Here is a 15,082-nt window from a genome sequence, read left to right on the forward strand (position 1 = left end):
CTAAAAATAAAAAAGCTAGTTTAACTGTAAGTGTTTAAAAATACAAAAAGCCAGCAATAGCTGGCTTATAGAATCGTCAAGAATGATAAGAAATACTTAGATTTCTTTTAATCCTTGATTAATCGCGACGAGGTCTTCACCTGTTAATGTACCCGCAGCTTGCTTCAAGCGTAATGTAGAAACAACATAACGGTAACGTACGTTGGCAAGGTTACTTTTCGCGTTATAAAGATTTTGCGTGCTGATCAGTACGTCAACAATGGTACGTGTACCAACTTCAAAACCTGCTTCAGTCGCTTTTAATGCACTTTCGGCTGACACAACCGCTTGTTGAAGTGCTTTGTATGTAGCGATATCTGAAACCACTTGGTTATAAGACGTAATAACAGAACGTGTAACTGCACGTAAACTTGCTTCTAAATCTTCGCTTGCTGCAACGTAGAATGCACGCGCTTGATCTGTCGCAGCTACGGTTGCTCCACCAGAGTAAATTGGTACACTGAAATTAACGCCCACTCTGGCCGTATCTGTGCGTGGCTCATGTGAGTTTTTATTTAAATCTTCTAGGCCGTCACTGTACGATGCGTTGAGTGTCAGTTTAGGGTAGTGCCCTGCTTTTGCTAAGTCGATTTGATCTTTTGCAATATCGACAGTCACTTTTGACACTTGCAGATTTAAGTTTTTCTCTTCAGCGATTTTTATGTAATCAGTTGACTGTTTACTAGGTGCAACCGTTGAAAAAGTGTCCGTGTTCAACATGTCTAATTTAGCATGATATTTACCCGTAATTTCACGAAGTTGCTCACGCGCTGTTTCGACACTGTTCTTAGCAACAATTTCTTTTGCGACTGAGTTATCAAACTGAGCTTGAGCTTCATGAACGTCAGTTATCGCGGTTAAACCCACTGCATAGCGCTCTTTTGTTTGTTGAAGTTGGCGCTCAATGGCACGTTTCTCAGCTTGCACAAACTCTAAGTTATCAATCGCGCTCAATACATTGAAATAGCCTTCAGCCACACGCACGATAAGATCTTGTTTTGCAAAGTCGTATTGTGCAGATGCTTGTAAAGCCTGTTTATCAGCAATACCTAGGGTATTCCAAGCACCTAAATCAAATAATGTTTGGCTTAAGCTGATGCCACGGCTGAATACATCTGTATCGCGACTAAACTCAGCATAACCTGTCGCATCAGTGCCTTCGTATAATGTTGAATCTGTTGATTCATAGCCAAGGCTAAGACCAATTTGCGGTAATAGTGCACTTAACGCGCGATCGCTCTCATAAGCTTGCGCATCTGCTTGGGCTTTTGCTTTAAGTACGGTAGGATCGTTTGCTGTTGCAATCTCGTAAACTTGAAGTAGGTCTTCAGCGTAACTTGCTGTTGCAGTCAATGCGCTTGAAAAACCGATAAGCGCAGCGAGTAGTGTTTTTTTCATTGTTCGTTCAGTCCTTAGACAATTTTCGTACTGTCACCATGGTACTCTTTTTTAATGAATAACCAAAAAAAAAATACGTAAATCTGCATGTCCAAGTGTAACAGAATATAATTGGCCGTATTTTTTACGCATAATGTATAGGAAATAGAGAATGAAAATAACCGCAATCTCACAATTTAGCCATGACGACATAGAGTTAAAGCCTATTGAACGTGTTTATGATGGTTTTTTTAAGATCAATTTATATTGCTTTCGTCATGCACTGTTTGCCGGTGGACAGTCTGTCGAAGTAAAGCGTGAAATATTAGAACGAGGCCATGCGGTTGCCGTACTTCCTTATGATCCGGTGACTGATCAGGTGCTGTTAATTGAGCAAATACGCATTGGGGCATTGGCCTCAAAACACTCTCCTTGGTTACTTGAATGCATAGCGGGTATGGCTGATGGCAGTACTGACTATGAAGAAGTCGCCAAACGCGAAGCGTTTGAAGAGGCGGGGATTGAGCTTGATAAACTTGAATTCATGATGTCGTATCTTTCAAGTCCGGGTGGAACAACAGAGCGTTTGTTCTTGTATTTAGCCTATACTGACCTATCTCAATACCAAGGTGGTATTTTTGGTCTTGATAACGAAGATGAAGACATCAAAACACATATAATGTCATATGATGAAGCCATGCTGCGATTGGAGCAAGGTGAAATAGACAATGCTGCAACGGTTATTTCGCTACAATGGTTAGCACTGAACAGGCAACGTATAATGTCTGATTTGCAAAACGACTAACAAGTAGGGGGCATTTTGACGTACGTCACGGCTGAACAACGTTACATTCAGAGCTTACCTAAGTACTTAACTTTGTGTGAGCACAATTATGTGCGTGCATTAAAGTTACTTCCTCAGGAGCGTCAAGTTGACCAAGAACGCAAAGTTCAGTTGGGAAGTAGTACCTTTGTGGTCAAAATTGACAATACAGCAAAGTACACCATGGATATCTCGATTAGTCAGGAAGCGGGACACGTACATTCGGTTAAACCGCTGTATTTAACCGTTCGTATGTACCATGATGCGAAAGTCGCCGAAATAATTCATCATGATTTTCATCAGCGCATTAAACCTTCGTATGCTTATCCTAATCCAAATATGCATCAAAAAGACGAGAAATATCAGCTGAATGCTTTTTTATATGACTGGTTAGTGGCTTGTGTTGAAAATGGTCGCGCAGTATTAAATTGGGATGTTAACAATGGCTTGGTTTAGCGACGCTTACCATTTTGAAAAATCGCAGTTAACGGTTGCCCATATTACAGATTGTCACTTATTTAAAGATCAAAGTGGCGAGTACTTTGGGGTTAATACCGCAGAGTATTTTGCACGTTGTTTAGCCGCAATTGCAGAACATCAAGTCGACTGCGTTGTATTTGGTGGTGACTTAACGCAAGATCATAGCAGCGATTCATACCAGTTATTCGCTAAACTAATTGCGGATTCACCGTTGTTGTGTCCCGTATTTTGGTTGCCGGGTAATCACGATGAGTTACAGGAATACCACGCGATTGCGGGTTCTCACATTTTAAGCCATAAGCGAATTACTTTTCAGGGTGGGCAATTATTGTTGGCTAACTCGAAAGGTGCAACACCTGCGGGGTGGGTAAAGCAGGCGCATTTAGAGGAGCTTAGTAAGGGAGTGGATGACACACCTAGTGTGGTGTTTTGTCATCATAACCCATTACCTATAAACGGTTATCTCGATAAACACCTCCTTGAAAATGGCCCGCAATTGTTAAATGCGTTGGTGAACACTCATCACTGCATCGCGTTGTTTCATGGTCACGTTCATCATGATTATAAGTATGCATTTCGCGGCTTGAATATATACGCAACACCCGCAAGCTCCATCCAGTTTACCAAGCAAACTACACAGTGGCAGCAAGAGGATTTAGGGCCTGCTTTTCGTTTAATTACCCTAAACTTTGATGATACGCATAGCGTGCAGTTAACAACGGATGTAGTATGGCTAAAAGGGTAATTTATATTCATGGCTTTAACAGCTCTGAAAAGTCTTATAAAGCGGTGCGTTTTGGTGAGCATATGGCGCAATTTGATGTTGACTATCAAGTGCCTCGTTTAACCCATGAGCCATTGCATGCCATGCTACAGCTAGAGCAGCTCATCACGGCAGATACCGTGTTGTTAGGCAGTTCGCTTGGTGGGTTTTATGCGACGTATTTGTCGCAGCGTTATGGCCTCCCTGCTGTTGTCATTAATCCCGCGGTTCGTCCTTTTGAGCTGCTTGATAATCTCTTGGGGCCAAACTATAACCCGTATCAAAATGTTCATTATGAGCTTGATAAGCGGCATATGGATGCATTGCGCAGCTTGTATTTAGCGCAAATAAAAACGCCGTCATTACTCTATTTGTTACAGCAAACAGGCGACGAAGTACTGCCTTATCAAGAGGCGGTTAAATATTATTCTCAATGTAAGCAACGCGTTGAATTTGGAGGCGATCATAGTTTTATCGGCTTCGAACAAACCTTTGCAAGTATTGTAGATTTTCTTAAAATCACGTAAAACATAGCTAAGCGCATAAAAGATATAAAAACTATGAGTCAGCAAAATTACAACGCCGAAGCAATTGAAGTCTTAAACGGGTTAGAACCTGTTAAACGCCGCCCTGGTATGTATACCGACACGGTGCGTCCTAATCATTTAGGCCAAGAGGTTATCGATAACAGTGTCGATGAAGCAATGGCAGGCCATGCAACAAAAATAGATGTCATTCTTCATGAAGATAACTCATTAGAAGTCATTGATGATGGCCGAGGGATGCCAATCGATATTCACCCTGAAGAAGGAATTCCCGGGGTAGAGCTTATTTTTACCAAGCTACATGCAGGTGGTAAGTTCTCAAATAAGAACTATCAATTCTCAGGTGGTTTGCACGGCGTAGGTATTTCGGTTGTGAATGCGCTATCTACTCGTGTTGAAGTGACTGTTCGCCGCGATGCGCAGCAATTTAGAATGGCCTTTGAACACGGCGATAAAGTCGAAGACTTAAACGTTATTGGCACGGTTGGTAAGCGTAACACCGGTACAACGGTTCGTTTTTGGCCTGATGCCAGCTATTTTGACTCAGCGAACTTTTCGATCACCAAGCTTAATCACTTATTAAAAGCCAAAGCCGTATTATGCCCAGGTTTGCGCATCAAGTTTACCAATAAGCAAACTAAAGAAACACTCGAGTGGTACTATGAAACAGGCCTAAAAGACTATTTAAATGAGGCTGTAAAAGGCTTTGATGTCTTGCCTAAAGAGCCGTTTATAGGTGAGTTTGCCAGCTCAACAGAAGGCGCTGATTGGGCAGTTGTGTGGTTACCTGATGGTGGTGAATCGATTGCCGAGAGCTATGTAAACTTAATTCCAACCGCACAGGGCGGAACCCATGTAAACGGCTTGCGCCAAGGGCTTTTAGAGGCGATGCGTGAGTTTTGTGAGTTTAGAAACTTACTGCCACGTGGTGTAAAACTGACCCCAGATGATATTTGGGAGCGTTGTAGTTATGTGCTGTCAGTTAAAATGCAAGACCCGCAATTTGCAGGTCAAACAAAAGAAAAGCTGTCTTCGCGTTCATGTGCTGCATTTGTGTCTGGTGTGGTGAAAGACTCATTTAGTTTATGGTTAAACGAGCATACCGAAACTGCCGAGTTACTTGCCGATTTATGTATCTCTAATGCGCAACGTCGTTTACGTGCAGCCAAAAAAGTAGTGCGTAAACGCATTACCTCTGGCCCTGCATTACCTGGTAAGTTAACCGATTGCAGCGCGCAAGATAATGACCGCACTGAACTGTTTTTAGTTGAGGGTGACTCGGCGGGTGGTTCGGCTAAACAAGCACGTGATCGCGAGTTCCAAGCGATTATGCCGCTGCGAGGTAAAATCTTAAATACGTGGGAAGTTGAGTCTGGGCAAATTTTGGCATCGCAAGAAGTGCACGATATTTCGGTGGCACTCGGCATTGACCCTGATTCAAGTGACCTATCAGGTCTGCGCTACAATAAAATCTGTATCTTAGCGGATGCTGACTCGGATGGATTACACATAGCCACCTTGTTGTGTGCATTGTTTGTGCGTCACTTTCCTGCGCTTATCAAAAAAGGCCATGTGTACGTGGCAATGCCCCCTTTATTTCGAATCGACATTGGTAAGGATGTGTATTACGCCCTTGATGAAGACGAAAAAAATGGCATTTTAGCCCGTATAGAAGCAGAGAAAAAACGCGGTAAAGTTAATGTACAACGCTTCAAAGGTCTTGGTGAGATGAATCCGCTGCAATTACGCGAAACCACCATGGATCCTAATACACGTCGCTTAGTGCAGCTAACACTTGATGAGGAAGAGCAAACCATGGAAATGATGGATATGTTGCTTGCTAAAAAGCGTTCTTCAGACCGTCGTCAGTGGCTAGAAGATCACGGTAATCGTGCACAAGTTTAAATATGAGTTAAATCAAAAGCTGTCAAAATTATAAAAGTTGTTGTCAAAATAAAGCATATGTTGACAACAACTTTTTTCTCACCTATAGATCTTCTATTAACTCAATTCATCAATCAGCTTTATGCAACACATTTCAAAAAGAAGAGATCTCAATAAGCTCAAGAAGAAAACTATTTGTAAATTTCCTTCAATAAAAGGTGATGTACCTGTGGTTCTTACTGAGGGCACTCTTGAAAAGGATTTTTGTTACTATTTAGAGTTTGATGACGATGTTATTGAATACCAGTGTCAACCATTGGGTTATTACTATTACATGGAAGATGGTAGACACAGCTACACCCCAGACTTCAAAGTACAGGTGAAGACAGATAGTGGTATAGCCATAGTTTATTACGAAATAAAGGAAAGAAAGTATTTAGCTGATGACTTCAGTATAGAGTTTGAAGCGAAACAGTGGCCTCCTCAAAATGTTGGAATTGAGCTAATTCTTGTAGATGACTTATTTATAAGACAACAACCTCGGCTATCAAACTTGAAACGTGTTTACGCTGCAAAAAGACGAGAGCAACCAGAACCTTCATTAATTATTGAGGTAAAGGAAGCTTTTCACCATTTTGAAAGCATGTCAGCCCAAGACTTAATAAATGAAGCCGACCTCAGCATTGGAGAAATTTATCAATTAATTTTTTTCAAAGTGTTAGAAGCTGACTTTGATGAACCATTTGGGCCTGAGATGATTTTGTGGAGTAACTCTAATGGCTAGTTATAACGTAGGTGATTTTATAATCAAGGATGACCATCAATATCAAATTACGAATATCAACAAGCAAAACTTCGTTTTTCTAGAAGATACGTTCACGAATGCCAAACTAAAGTATTCGAAACGTGATTTGAATGATCTTCTTTTTTTAGGAAGGGCGGAGGTTGTTTCTTCAGATCCTAGATACAATGACTTGCATTCTGAAAACGCCAAAGATTTTCACAGTTATTCAGAGGAAGATAAAAAAATAGCTCGTGACAGGTTTAAATTTGTAAGAGCATTTCAAGAAAGTGGCATTAAAGGTTGTTCTAATAAAAAGCCTATAAGAGATCTAATTGCTGATGTAGCTATGGAAATAGGTCATGAAATTATTAGTTGGCGCACATTAAAAAGGTGGGTAGACCAACATGATGTTTATGGGATAAGGGGTCTGATACCCCAAACAAAGAAGAAAGGAAATCGTAAACCTCGTAAGCCCAACAAAATTGAAGAATTAATCGTTGAAGCACTTGAAGAGTATAAAAACAAAACAAGGCCAACTTTCATAACAGCACATGAATATTTGAGTGATCAAATTATCCTTCACAACAAAGAGATCGATGATGGAGAGAGAGAAGGTGAGCGATTACCCTCTTTTAGTTATCAAAGTTTTATATTAAGAGCCAAAAAGATAGCACCTGCATCTCTATTGGAGGCATATGTTGGTAAGTCGGAAGCATCTAAAAAGAACAGGGTTTCTCGTAAACCTGATGAAGCCCTCTATATCCTAGATCGAGCAGAAATAGATCATACAACAGGAGATTGCTTTGTTGTTGATGACGTTACTGCTCTACCGTTAGGTCGCCCATATGTTTCCGCAGTGTTGGACAAGAAATCTGAATGTATTTTAGGCTGTTATATTGGCTTTGAGTCGCCAAGCTTTGTGAGCGTGGCTAGAGCAATGAAACATGCTATTTCAGATAAGTCAGCTTTTCTCAAACAGTTTTCATCTGTAGAGGGAGATTGGCCCTGTAGAGGTGCATTTATTGAGATCGCATATGATAGAGGAAAAGAATTTGACAGCGATTTATTAGAAGATGCGCTATATGATCTTAATATTACAGGTAGAGGAAACCCAGCCGGGATGCCTTGGTATAAAGGTCAAGTAGAAAGCTTTTTCTATACGTTAAATAAAAAGTTTTTGGATAATAAACCGGGAAAAGTGTTTTCAAATTTATTTGTTTCAAATGAATATGACCCTGAGAAAAATGCAGTCATTTCACTATCTGATTTTTTAGAGGCATTTTATGTTTGGGTAGTGGATGTATATATGCGTTCACCGCATGGTAAAGACAAGGTTGTACCTTATGCAGTGTGGAAATTAGAAGAAAAATATGTCGATATAGAACCAATTTCTCCTAAAAAATTAGATTTAGCTTTATCTGAGAATAAAACTAGAAAAAATCAGGAGGATGGAATCGTCTGGGATACCATAAAGTATGACAACGGTTTCTTATTAGCTCTTCGCAAACAATATGGAAATCAAACATTAACCTGTAAAAGGAACAGAGAAGGCTTATCTTTCATTCACGTTTTGAACCCCGCTGATGAAAAGTTTTATCCAGTTGAAGCGGTAGACCAAGAATACACCAAAGGGTTAACTTACTTTCAAAATAACATTTGTCGTAGATATAGGGATAAAATGGCAAAAGAATCAACGGATGAAGTTTCACTAGCATTAGCTAGACAAAAAATTAGAGAAATTTTTAATAATTCAGTTTTGTCTAGTCGAAAGAAAAAATTAGCGCATAGCAAAGCGGCTGCTAGATTCAATGATCTGGGGCAGAATAAGGTGGGTGAGAATACACTAGTTAACGGTAGTAGCGAAAAATCCAGACCTTCTAAGATAAGTACACCTAAGGGGGACATTACCCCTCCAATATCAAACTCAGAGTTTCTTGCAGCCTTCAAGGATAAAAATGATGGCAGAAAATAAAATTATCGAAGAAAAAATTGCTCAATTAGAAACAATTTTTGCCAAAACCCAACAATTAAATGAAATTATTGAAGATATTGAAGAAGCTATATTGGTTGGAAAAGCATCTAACTATGTTAGTCAACCAATTAGCACATTAATACTGGGGCTAAGTGGTGTTGGCAAAACGTCATTGATGGAGCATTTTAAAAGTAAATACCCTCAAACTGTGCATAGAGATGATGAAAAAGAACAAGATATTATTCCAATTGTATCGACTACTTTAACTGACGACAAAAACCCTAGAGCGGCCCCCGGTAAAATGTTGCGAGATATAGGAGATCCTTTAAAAGGCGAAAAAGGTATTCGCTCTGTACTTGGAGATCGATATGTAGGGCTTATAAAAGACTTAAAAACTCAGTGTATATTCATTGATGAATTTCAACATGCGTTCTCTGTCTCCAATGATAATCAAAAAGCTGGCGCGGCAGATTGGATAAAAAATCTTATCAACCAAAGCAAAATACCAGTGGTGCTTTTTGGTATGCCTTGGTGTCTGGATATCATTAAAAGAAGCAGTGAACTGTATAATCGCTTTGATAATATACATCATATTGATACGTTTGGCCGTGAAGAAGAAAGCTTTGCCGAATGGTTAGAATTACTACGACAAATTGATGAACAGCTTCCTTTTGATAATAAAGCTAACTTAGATGACCCTCAATTTGCTTTGCGGTTAATGACTTTAACTGGTGGGAATTTATCCAAACTGATGAAAAAAGTTATAAAGCCTGCTGCTCGTAAGGCAATTTTTTCAAATGAAAATAGTCTTGGTGTGCATAGGTTATTAGCGGCAGCAAGGAAGCACCTAGGTGTACCTGAAGAGTATAACCCTTTATCAAATAATATCGCTATTGATACTCTGCAAGTGAAGCACTTTTTAACTGAGGAAGAGGACACCTTTTTTAAGGACAGAAAAAAAACTAGAGTCTATTTCACCCTGTCAGATGAAGCCGATTTATCCAAAGTTTTTCGTTAGGATAGATTGCTATGATGTTAATTCGTCCTTATCCAGATGAACAAGAAACATTACAAAGTTATGTCATAAGACTCGCGAAGTTCAACCATTATCAATTTGAACATTGGTCGCAACACCTTTCTCAGCAAAGCATATCACTTAGGCAAAGAGATGCTAAAAGTCGAGAGTTACTGACATCATACTTACATTCAGTTACTGGAATGGATAATGTTTTTAATTTATTTGACCAATGGCAATTTTATAATAAAGACAAGCGACACTTTGATTACAAGTCGATAAAGATATGCCCACTTTGTTTCGCAGAAAATAAGGGTAAAATCCTATCTCTTTGGGCACTAAGATACTATTTAGTCTGCACCAAACACGACACTCTTTTAGTTGATAAATGCTCCAAATGCAATTCCGCCATAACCGAAAATACGATTCTTCAAGGTAAATGCGGTTCATGTGCTAAAGAAGTTACAACGTTTGAGACTGAAGTTGTAGCACCTGACAGCTTTTCTCTTGAGTTAGCACGAGCAGCTCAAAATCAAATATTTGATACATCGGTTGATTTAATTAATAAGCTATTGATTATTTACACTAAACTTGAAGCTTGTTCCTCATTTATCTATCAAGATGGTCAGGCTTTATGGAAAAAAAAACAGGCTTATTCAATAGAAGAAAAGTATCATCACCAAATACAGGTTGCCGAGCTAGTAGAAAATGAGAATAAATTAGTCTCAGCTATCGGGCGTTACGTTAATTTAGCTCTGGAAGAAAAACTATATGACTTAGGAAAGGTGTTAGTTAAATTTAAGAGTTATATTGGTAATGAGAAATTTCCTATGATGACGTCTGCAATCAGAACCTTTGTTTTTACAAGTGAATTTACTGAAGATCAGAGAGTAGGCGTAACATGGCTGAATAATTTATTTGGGTTTGAATCAAAGATGTTTAAGAATTTTATCATCGATAAATATCCGAGCCTTGTATTTAACCAGAGTGTTCCATTGAATATGGCAAAAACTATAGTGATTGATTTCAAGGGCAATCTAAGCTGAATAAAGGTTTACGCAACATCCATCAACTCTAGGACCAGATACAAGCGTTAACTTCCCACTAGATTTTTTAAGTTGGCTTGATAGCCGATACTTAGATTTAAAATTATCTATCGACTTTTTAGGTATCATTTTAATCGGGCGCGGTGTGCGCTTAACTTGAATTTTATCGCAATTTAAATAGCCCAATTTTATGAAGTCATAGATAGCATTTTTATTAACACCAAGCTGTTGTACTGCTTCTGCTGGAGATATGTATTCTTCTATTTTGTCATCCGCAATCTCAAAATGTGGTGTAAATTGCTTAAGCGATAAAGGGTTGTGTTTATCTAGGTCAAAGTTAAACTTAATTTTACCGTTAAGCATTTCTGAGATTAAGTTAGCTAAGTTGAATTTAGCGAATGTAAACCGCTTAACTGCTGACTTATTTTTAGTATTATCATTTTTGTTATCAGCACGACTTTTAAGCTTGTTAATAACTTTTTTAATTAGCGTTATCTGTACCAGCCAATCACGGTTGTTTTTACTTGGTATAAGCAATGGCTTAATAACACCAGAGCGCAGTAGTTGTCTCAGGTGATATGTGCTTATGCATAGTGATCTTGCACATTGCTCTAGAGATAAGCATTCGTTTAATTGTGTCTTAAGCTTCAACACTTCCTTTCGTTGAAATAAATCGGTGCCATTGACTAGTGTTTTACTCACTAATAACAGCCCTTCACGGACATACAGGTTAACTCGCGATACGCGGCAGTTTAATATCTTAGATATTTGTTCTTTGCTCATGTAGCTAGACTCAGCTTTTACTTCGTCGCTAACAATTGATAGTGATGACATCAACAAACCAGTCGAATAATGATCTTTCAGATACTGCTCAAACCTTGATTTAAGCAATTTATAAGCGCCTGAGTTTTGATTTTCAGGACTGTAAAGATCATCATAGAGATCTCTAAAGCACTTACGCACTCCAGTTAAGCGAGAAGAAGCCATTGGATGAGTTTCAAAGTGCTCTAGTAACTCAAAATAGCGCTCAGGCCATTCCGCTAAGTAATAGTGAGCAGGAGCGTAATAATGTCGGCAAGTATTGAAATCATATTTTGAATTGCAGCTTGAAGTATGAGCTAGCTGATGAAACCTAGCAAAAAACTCTAACAAATCACAGTACTCAGCAAGATTTAAAACTTGGTCCGCTATTACTAGGTTATTTCTTGTTACCATTTCTAATTGTTCATTTATTGCTAGCTCAGCTTCGCAAATGCTGTTCATCGATTCTTGCGGTTTCCAATCAGGAGCATCACGCCAAAGAAAGTGAGTGGCCCAATTGAGTCTGCGTTTTGTCTCTGGGTGAGTAGATAGAAGCAAGCAACTGTGCTCTGTGCAGTAAGTTTTAGCAAGCAAGCTGTTAGCGAACGGAATCGATTGCTGTTCCTGATAGCAAAAAGGACATAAACGCACATAAGAAAAGTTAATTGCTTTGGTCAAAAACTCTTGTCCAAACGCCATACAGCGAGTGCTAAAAGTATGCTTGAAGCTTAATTCACTGAGTTGGGCAGCATTAATATTTGCAAGCATTGCAACTCGATCAAGATTAAAATCACCAAAGAAAATTTTTTTACCCGGCAGCCTGTTGTTGGTTAACAAGTAATGCTCATCACGCAATAGTTGCATCGAGTTTTGATAATAGTTTGCCGCTGTTAAGCGGAGTAGATAACTGGGCAAGGTGTCAGTGGCTTTAGTATATGGACGAATAAGTAACATGGTGTTGAGCTTGTTTTAATGAAGTTACTTTTCAGTTAAGCAGTAAATTATGATAGATCAAATCAAAATGATAATATCTAAATGATATTACTATTTTGATTGCAAGTTGTTTGGTTTGGTACTAATGTGATAATTAATAAACATAAAAATAATTAAAAGTTACAGTGACTGAACTCGCAGAACTTAACTACGCACAGAGAGAGCGACTAGCATTTATCGACTTTTGCCTACAGTTTATTGGGCAATTGGCGAGGGCTGATCTTGTCAATCACTTTAAGACTGGCCTTGCGTCATGTTCACGTGATCTAACTTTGTATAAAGAGTTAGCGCCAAACAATATGACGCTAAAACATGAGACAAAACAGTATTACCGCACTAACGAATTCCAACCAGTTTTTGAGCATAATCCAGAGGCTATTTTAGGAAGTTTGTGTCGTGGTTTCGGTGACGGTATATCGCAAGGCATTAACCCATCAGAAAAATGTATTGATGCCACTAGATTAATACACCCTGACTCTGACGTTATCGCTACGCTAATGCGTGCGATCAACAACCGCCACGCTATCTCGTGCGATTATATCTCGTTAAGCTCTGGTGAAAGTTTTCGTGAGATCATTCCTCACGCAATAACTAATAACGGTCAGCGTTGGCATGTGCGTGCGTTTGATAAGAAATCACAGGAGTTTCGTGACTTTGTTTGTACGCGATTACAAAACGTAACTGAAATTCAAAAGCCAATAGCTACTATGCAAGCTGGTGAATATGACAAACAATGGCACAACATTATCAATATCGAATTAGTCGTACATCCATCTGTAAAGCATTCTAAAGCTATCGAATTAGATTTCGGGATGTCGGATGGCGTTTTGTATTTAGAGGTGCGAGAGGCGCTTTTAGGCTACTTAATGCGTCAGTGGAATGTAGATTGTAGTAGCAATGCCTCGCTTAGTGGTGGTGAATACCATTTATGGCTTAGAAATATAGATAAACTTAGTGGCCTAAATTGCTTAGCTATAGCGCCCGGATATAAGAATTAAATAAAAGGAGTTAAAGTGATAATTGATTCTATGCATGTAGAAAAATTTCGAGGTTTTCAAAACTTAGAATTTGATTTAGGCAAGCAGGTGACTTTGATTGCAGGCCAAAATGGAACTCAAAAGAGCACACTATTAGGCATGTTAACTCAAACGTTTTCGATAGGTAAAACACATGTTATGCATGGGCTGTCCCCATTGTCAGGAGGAAGCTTTCGCTCTAGTTTTAGCGACAAATTCAGGTTATCACCGAAGTTCGATGTACCTAAAGAGCATGAGTGGACACTAACACTTTCAGGTTCAGAAGAAAAATTTACTATCGAAAGCTTAGCTAGAAGAAATGCTACAAGCCATTTAAGGTTTTGGCGAAAAGGCAATAGAAGTGCTGGCTCAGGCTATATTCAACTACCAGTAATATTTCTGAGTCTTAAGCGATTACTACCAAACGCGGAAGAGTCTGGTTTTGATGAAGACCCTTCGATAACACTAAGCGATAGTGAAGTTGAGTTTTATAAAAAGTGGTATCGAACAATTTTAATATCTGGTGATAAGCTGGAAAAAGTTGACTACTTAAAAAGTAAAAATAAAGAAACTGCGGGGGTTACCTCTGACCACTATGACTGGAGATCTAATTCTGCGGGACAAGATAACGTTGGTAAAATTCTACTCGCCATTTTGTCATTCAAACGATTGAAAGACTCTTTCCCGGAGGACTACAAAGGCGGAATTTTAGCTATTGATGAAATAGATGCAGCATTGTATTCGGGGGCACAACTTAAACTGCTTGAAGCGTTAATGAACTTCTCGTCAAAGCTTAATATTCAAATAATTGCTACAACACATTCTATGCCGATGATTGAGAAGGCAATTGAAACGAGCAATACAAAAGGTAGAGAAGATTCAACCAAAGTCATTTACCTCAAAAAGTCTGATGGTGTGGTAACTCTAGAACAGGATTTAAACGCAGAAAAAATAAAGAATCATTTAGATGTATCTTTAGGAAAGGTACTTAAATTTTCGGTAGACGTTTTTGCTGAAGATGAGGAGTGTCGCGATTTCTCAAGGGCTTGTTTAGGTAGAAAATTTAAAGGATTAAATTATGTTGACTGTTCTTTGGGTTGCGAAAATTTGATTCAACTAGCGAAGCAGAAAATACCTGCATTCCTATACCCCAACTCTGTTGTCGTTGTTGATGGTGATGTTGCCACCAATAAAATATCGAAGCTTAAAAATTACATTGCGCTGCCCGGTGGAGACTCACCTGAAAAAGTATTGTCTACTTTTTTAAGTGAACTAAGTGATACTGATTCTTTTTGGACTGTCAAAAACCCTGCTTACAACAAACAAATCTGCTTTAGGGATTACTCTCTCGAAGATATTCACTCAGACAGAACCAAGGCTAAAAAGTGGTACAACGATCAAAAAAGCACAGGTGTATGGGGAAATGGAGCTTCTGAGCTTTATAAGAGATATTTCAAACAGCATCCTGAAGATAAAGAAAGCTATATAGAAAAGTTTAAATTAATTTACGATGAAGTAGTTAAGCATAAGGGATTCTAAAGCCT

At 38.9% G+C, this 15,082-nt stretch carries 13 protein-coding genes; 11 read left to right on the forward strand and 2 right to left on the reverse strand.

Annotation, left to right across the window (positions count from 1 at the left end):
• Positions 1 to 96: 96 nt before the first annotated feature.
• Entirely contained in the window at positions 97 to 1,437 is a 1,341-nt protein-coding gene (tolC, locus tag ACSSVW_RS10225) for an outer membrane channel protein TolC (protein WP_036966116.1), read from the reverse strand.
• 151 nt (positions 1,438 to 1,588) lie between these two features.
• On the opposite strand from tolC, the gene ACSSVW_RS10230 reads away from it, so the two are divergent.
• The 9 genes from ACSSVW_RS10230 to ACSSVW_RS10270 all read left to right on the forward strand — a co-directional run bounded on the left by ACSSVW_RS10230 (position 1,589) and on the right by ACSSVW_RS10270 (position 10,728).
• On the forward strand, positions 1,589 to 2,221 hold the full coding sequence (locus ACSSVW_RS10230) for an NUDIX domain-containing protein (protein WP_454179246.1): 633 nt from the start codon (positions 1,589 to 1,591) through the stop codon (positions 2,219 to 2,221).
• A 15-nt stretch (positions 2,222 to 2,236) separates the two neighbouring features.
• Complete coding sequence (locus ACSSVW_RS10235; RefSeq protein ID WP_036966122.1) at positions 2,237 to 2,695, forward strand: DUF1249 domain-containing protein; 459 nt, start codon at positions 2,237 to 2,239, stop codon at positions 2,693 to 2,695.
• Positions 2,682 to 3,464: a metallophosphoesterase gene (locus ACSSVW_RS10240; protein ID WP_454179247.1), complete on the forward strand. Its 783-nt coding sequence runs from the start codon at positions 2,682 to 2,684 to the stop codon at positions 3,462 to 3,464. The genes ACSSVW_RS10235 and ACSSVW_RS10240 overlap by 14 nt, the downstream gene beginning before the upstream one ends.
• Positions 3,449 to 4,009, forward strand: coding sequence for a YqiA/YcfP family alpha/beta fold hydrolase (locus ACSSVW_RS10245; protein ID WP_036966129.1), 561 nt, complete (start codon positions 3,449 to 3,451; stop codon positions 4,007 to 4,009). The genes ACSSVW_RS10240 and ACSSVW_RS10245 overlap by 16 nt, the downstream gene beginning before the upstream one ends.
• Positions 4,010 to 4,042: 33 nt before the next feature.
• Positions 4,043 to 5,932 (forward strand): DNA topoisomerase IV subunit B, encoded by a 1,890-nt coding sequence (gene parE / locus ACSSVW_RS10250; RefSeq protein WP_036966132.1) that lies wholly within the window; start codon positions 4,043 to 4,045, stop codon positions 5,930 to 5,932.
• A gap of 121 nt (positions 5,933 to 6,053) precedes the next feature.
• A complete protein-coding gene (locus ACSSVW_RS10255; RefSeq protein WP_454179248.1) occupies positions 6,054 to 6,695 on the forward strand; it encodes a TnsA endonuclease N-terminal domain-containing protein in 642 nt (213 codons plus the stop codon).
• Positions 6,688 to 8,667, forward strand: coding sequence for a hypothetical protein (locus ACSSVW_RS10260; protein WP_454179249.1), 1,980 nt, complete (start codon positions 6,688 to 6,690; stop codon positions 8,665 to 8,667). Before ACSSVW_RS10255 ends, ACSSVW_RS10260 begins: the two co-directional genes overlap by 8 nt.
• Positions 8,651 to 9,685: a TniB family NTP-binding protein gene (locus ACSSVW_RS10265; RefSeq protein ID WP_454179250.1), complete on the forward strand. Its 1,035-nt coding sequence runs from the start codon at positions 8,651 to 8,653 to the stop codon at positions 9,683 to 9,685. Before ACSSVW_RS10260 ends, ACSSVW_RS10265 begins: the two co-directional genes overlap by 17 nt.
• 11 nt (positions 9,686 to 9,696) lie before the next feature.
• The gene (locus ACSSVW_RS10270) at positions 9,697 to 10,728 is read left to right on the forward strand and encodes a TniQ family protein (RefSeq protein WP_454179251.1); all 1,032 of its coding nucleotides are present in this window, start codon (positions 9,697 to 9,699) and stop codon (positions 10,726 to 10,728) included.
• Here ACSSVW_RS10270 and ACSSVW_RS10275 read toward each other — a convergent pair.
• Positions 10,720 to 12,483, reverse strand: a complete 1,764-nt coding sequence (locus ACSSVW_RS10275) for a TniQ family protein (RefSeq protein WP_454179252.1) — start codon at positions 12,481 to 12,483, stop codon at positions 10,720 to 10,722. The two genes, ACSSVW_RS10270 and ACSSVW_RS10275, sit on opposite strands and share 9 nt — an antisense overlap.
• 164 nt (positions 12,484 to 12,647) lie before the next feature.
• Here ACSSVW_RS10275 and ACSSVW_RS10280 point away from each other — a divergent pair, with 164 nt between their 5' ends.
• Together ACSSVW_RS10280 and ACSSVW_RS10285 are read left to right on the forward strand one after the other, a co-directional pair.
• Positions 12,648 to 13,520 carry a WYL domain-containing protein gene (locus ACSSVW_RS10280; protein ID WP_454179253.1) on the forward strand — a complete coding sequence of 291 codons (873 nt, stop codon included), beginning with the start codon at positions 12,648 to 12,650 and terminating at the stop codon, positions 13,518 to 13,520.
• Between the two features lie 15 nt (positions 13,521 to 13,535).
• Positions 13,536 to 15,077: an AAA family ATPase gene (locus ACSSVW_RS10285; RefSeq protein ID WP_454179254.1), complete on the forward strand. Its 1,542-nt coding sequence runs from the start codon at positions 13,536 to 13,538 to the stop codon at positions 15,075 to 15,077.
• Positions 15,078 to 15,082 lie beyond the last annotated feature (5 nt).

The sequence above is a fragment of the Pseudoalteromonas sp. MBR-15 genome (genome assembly GCF_053628915.1).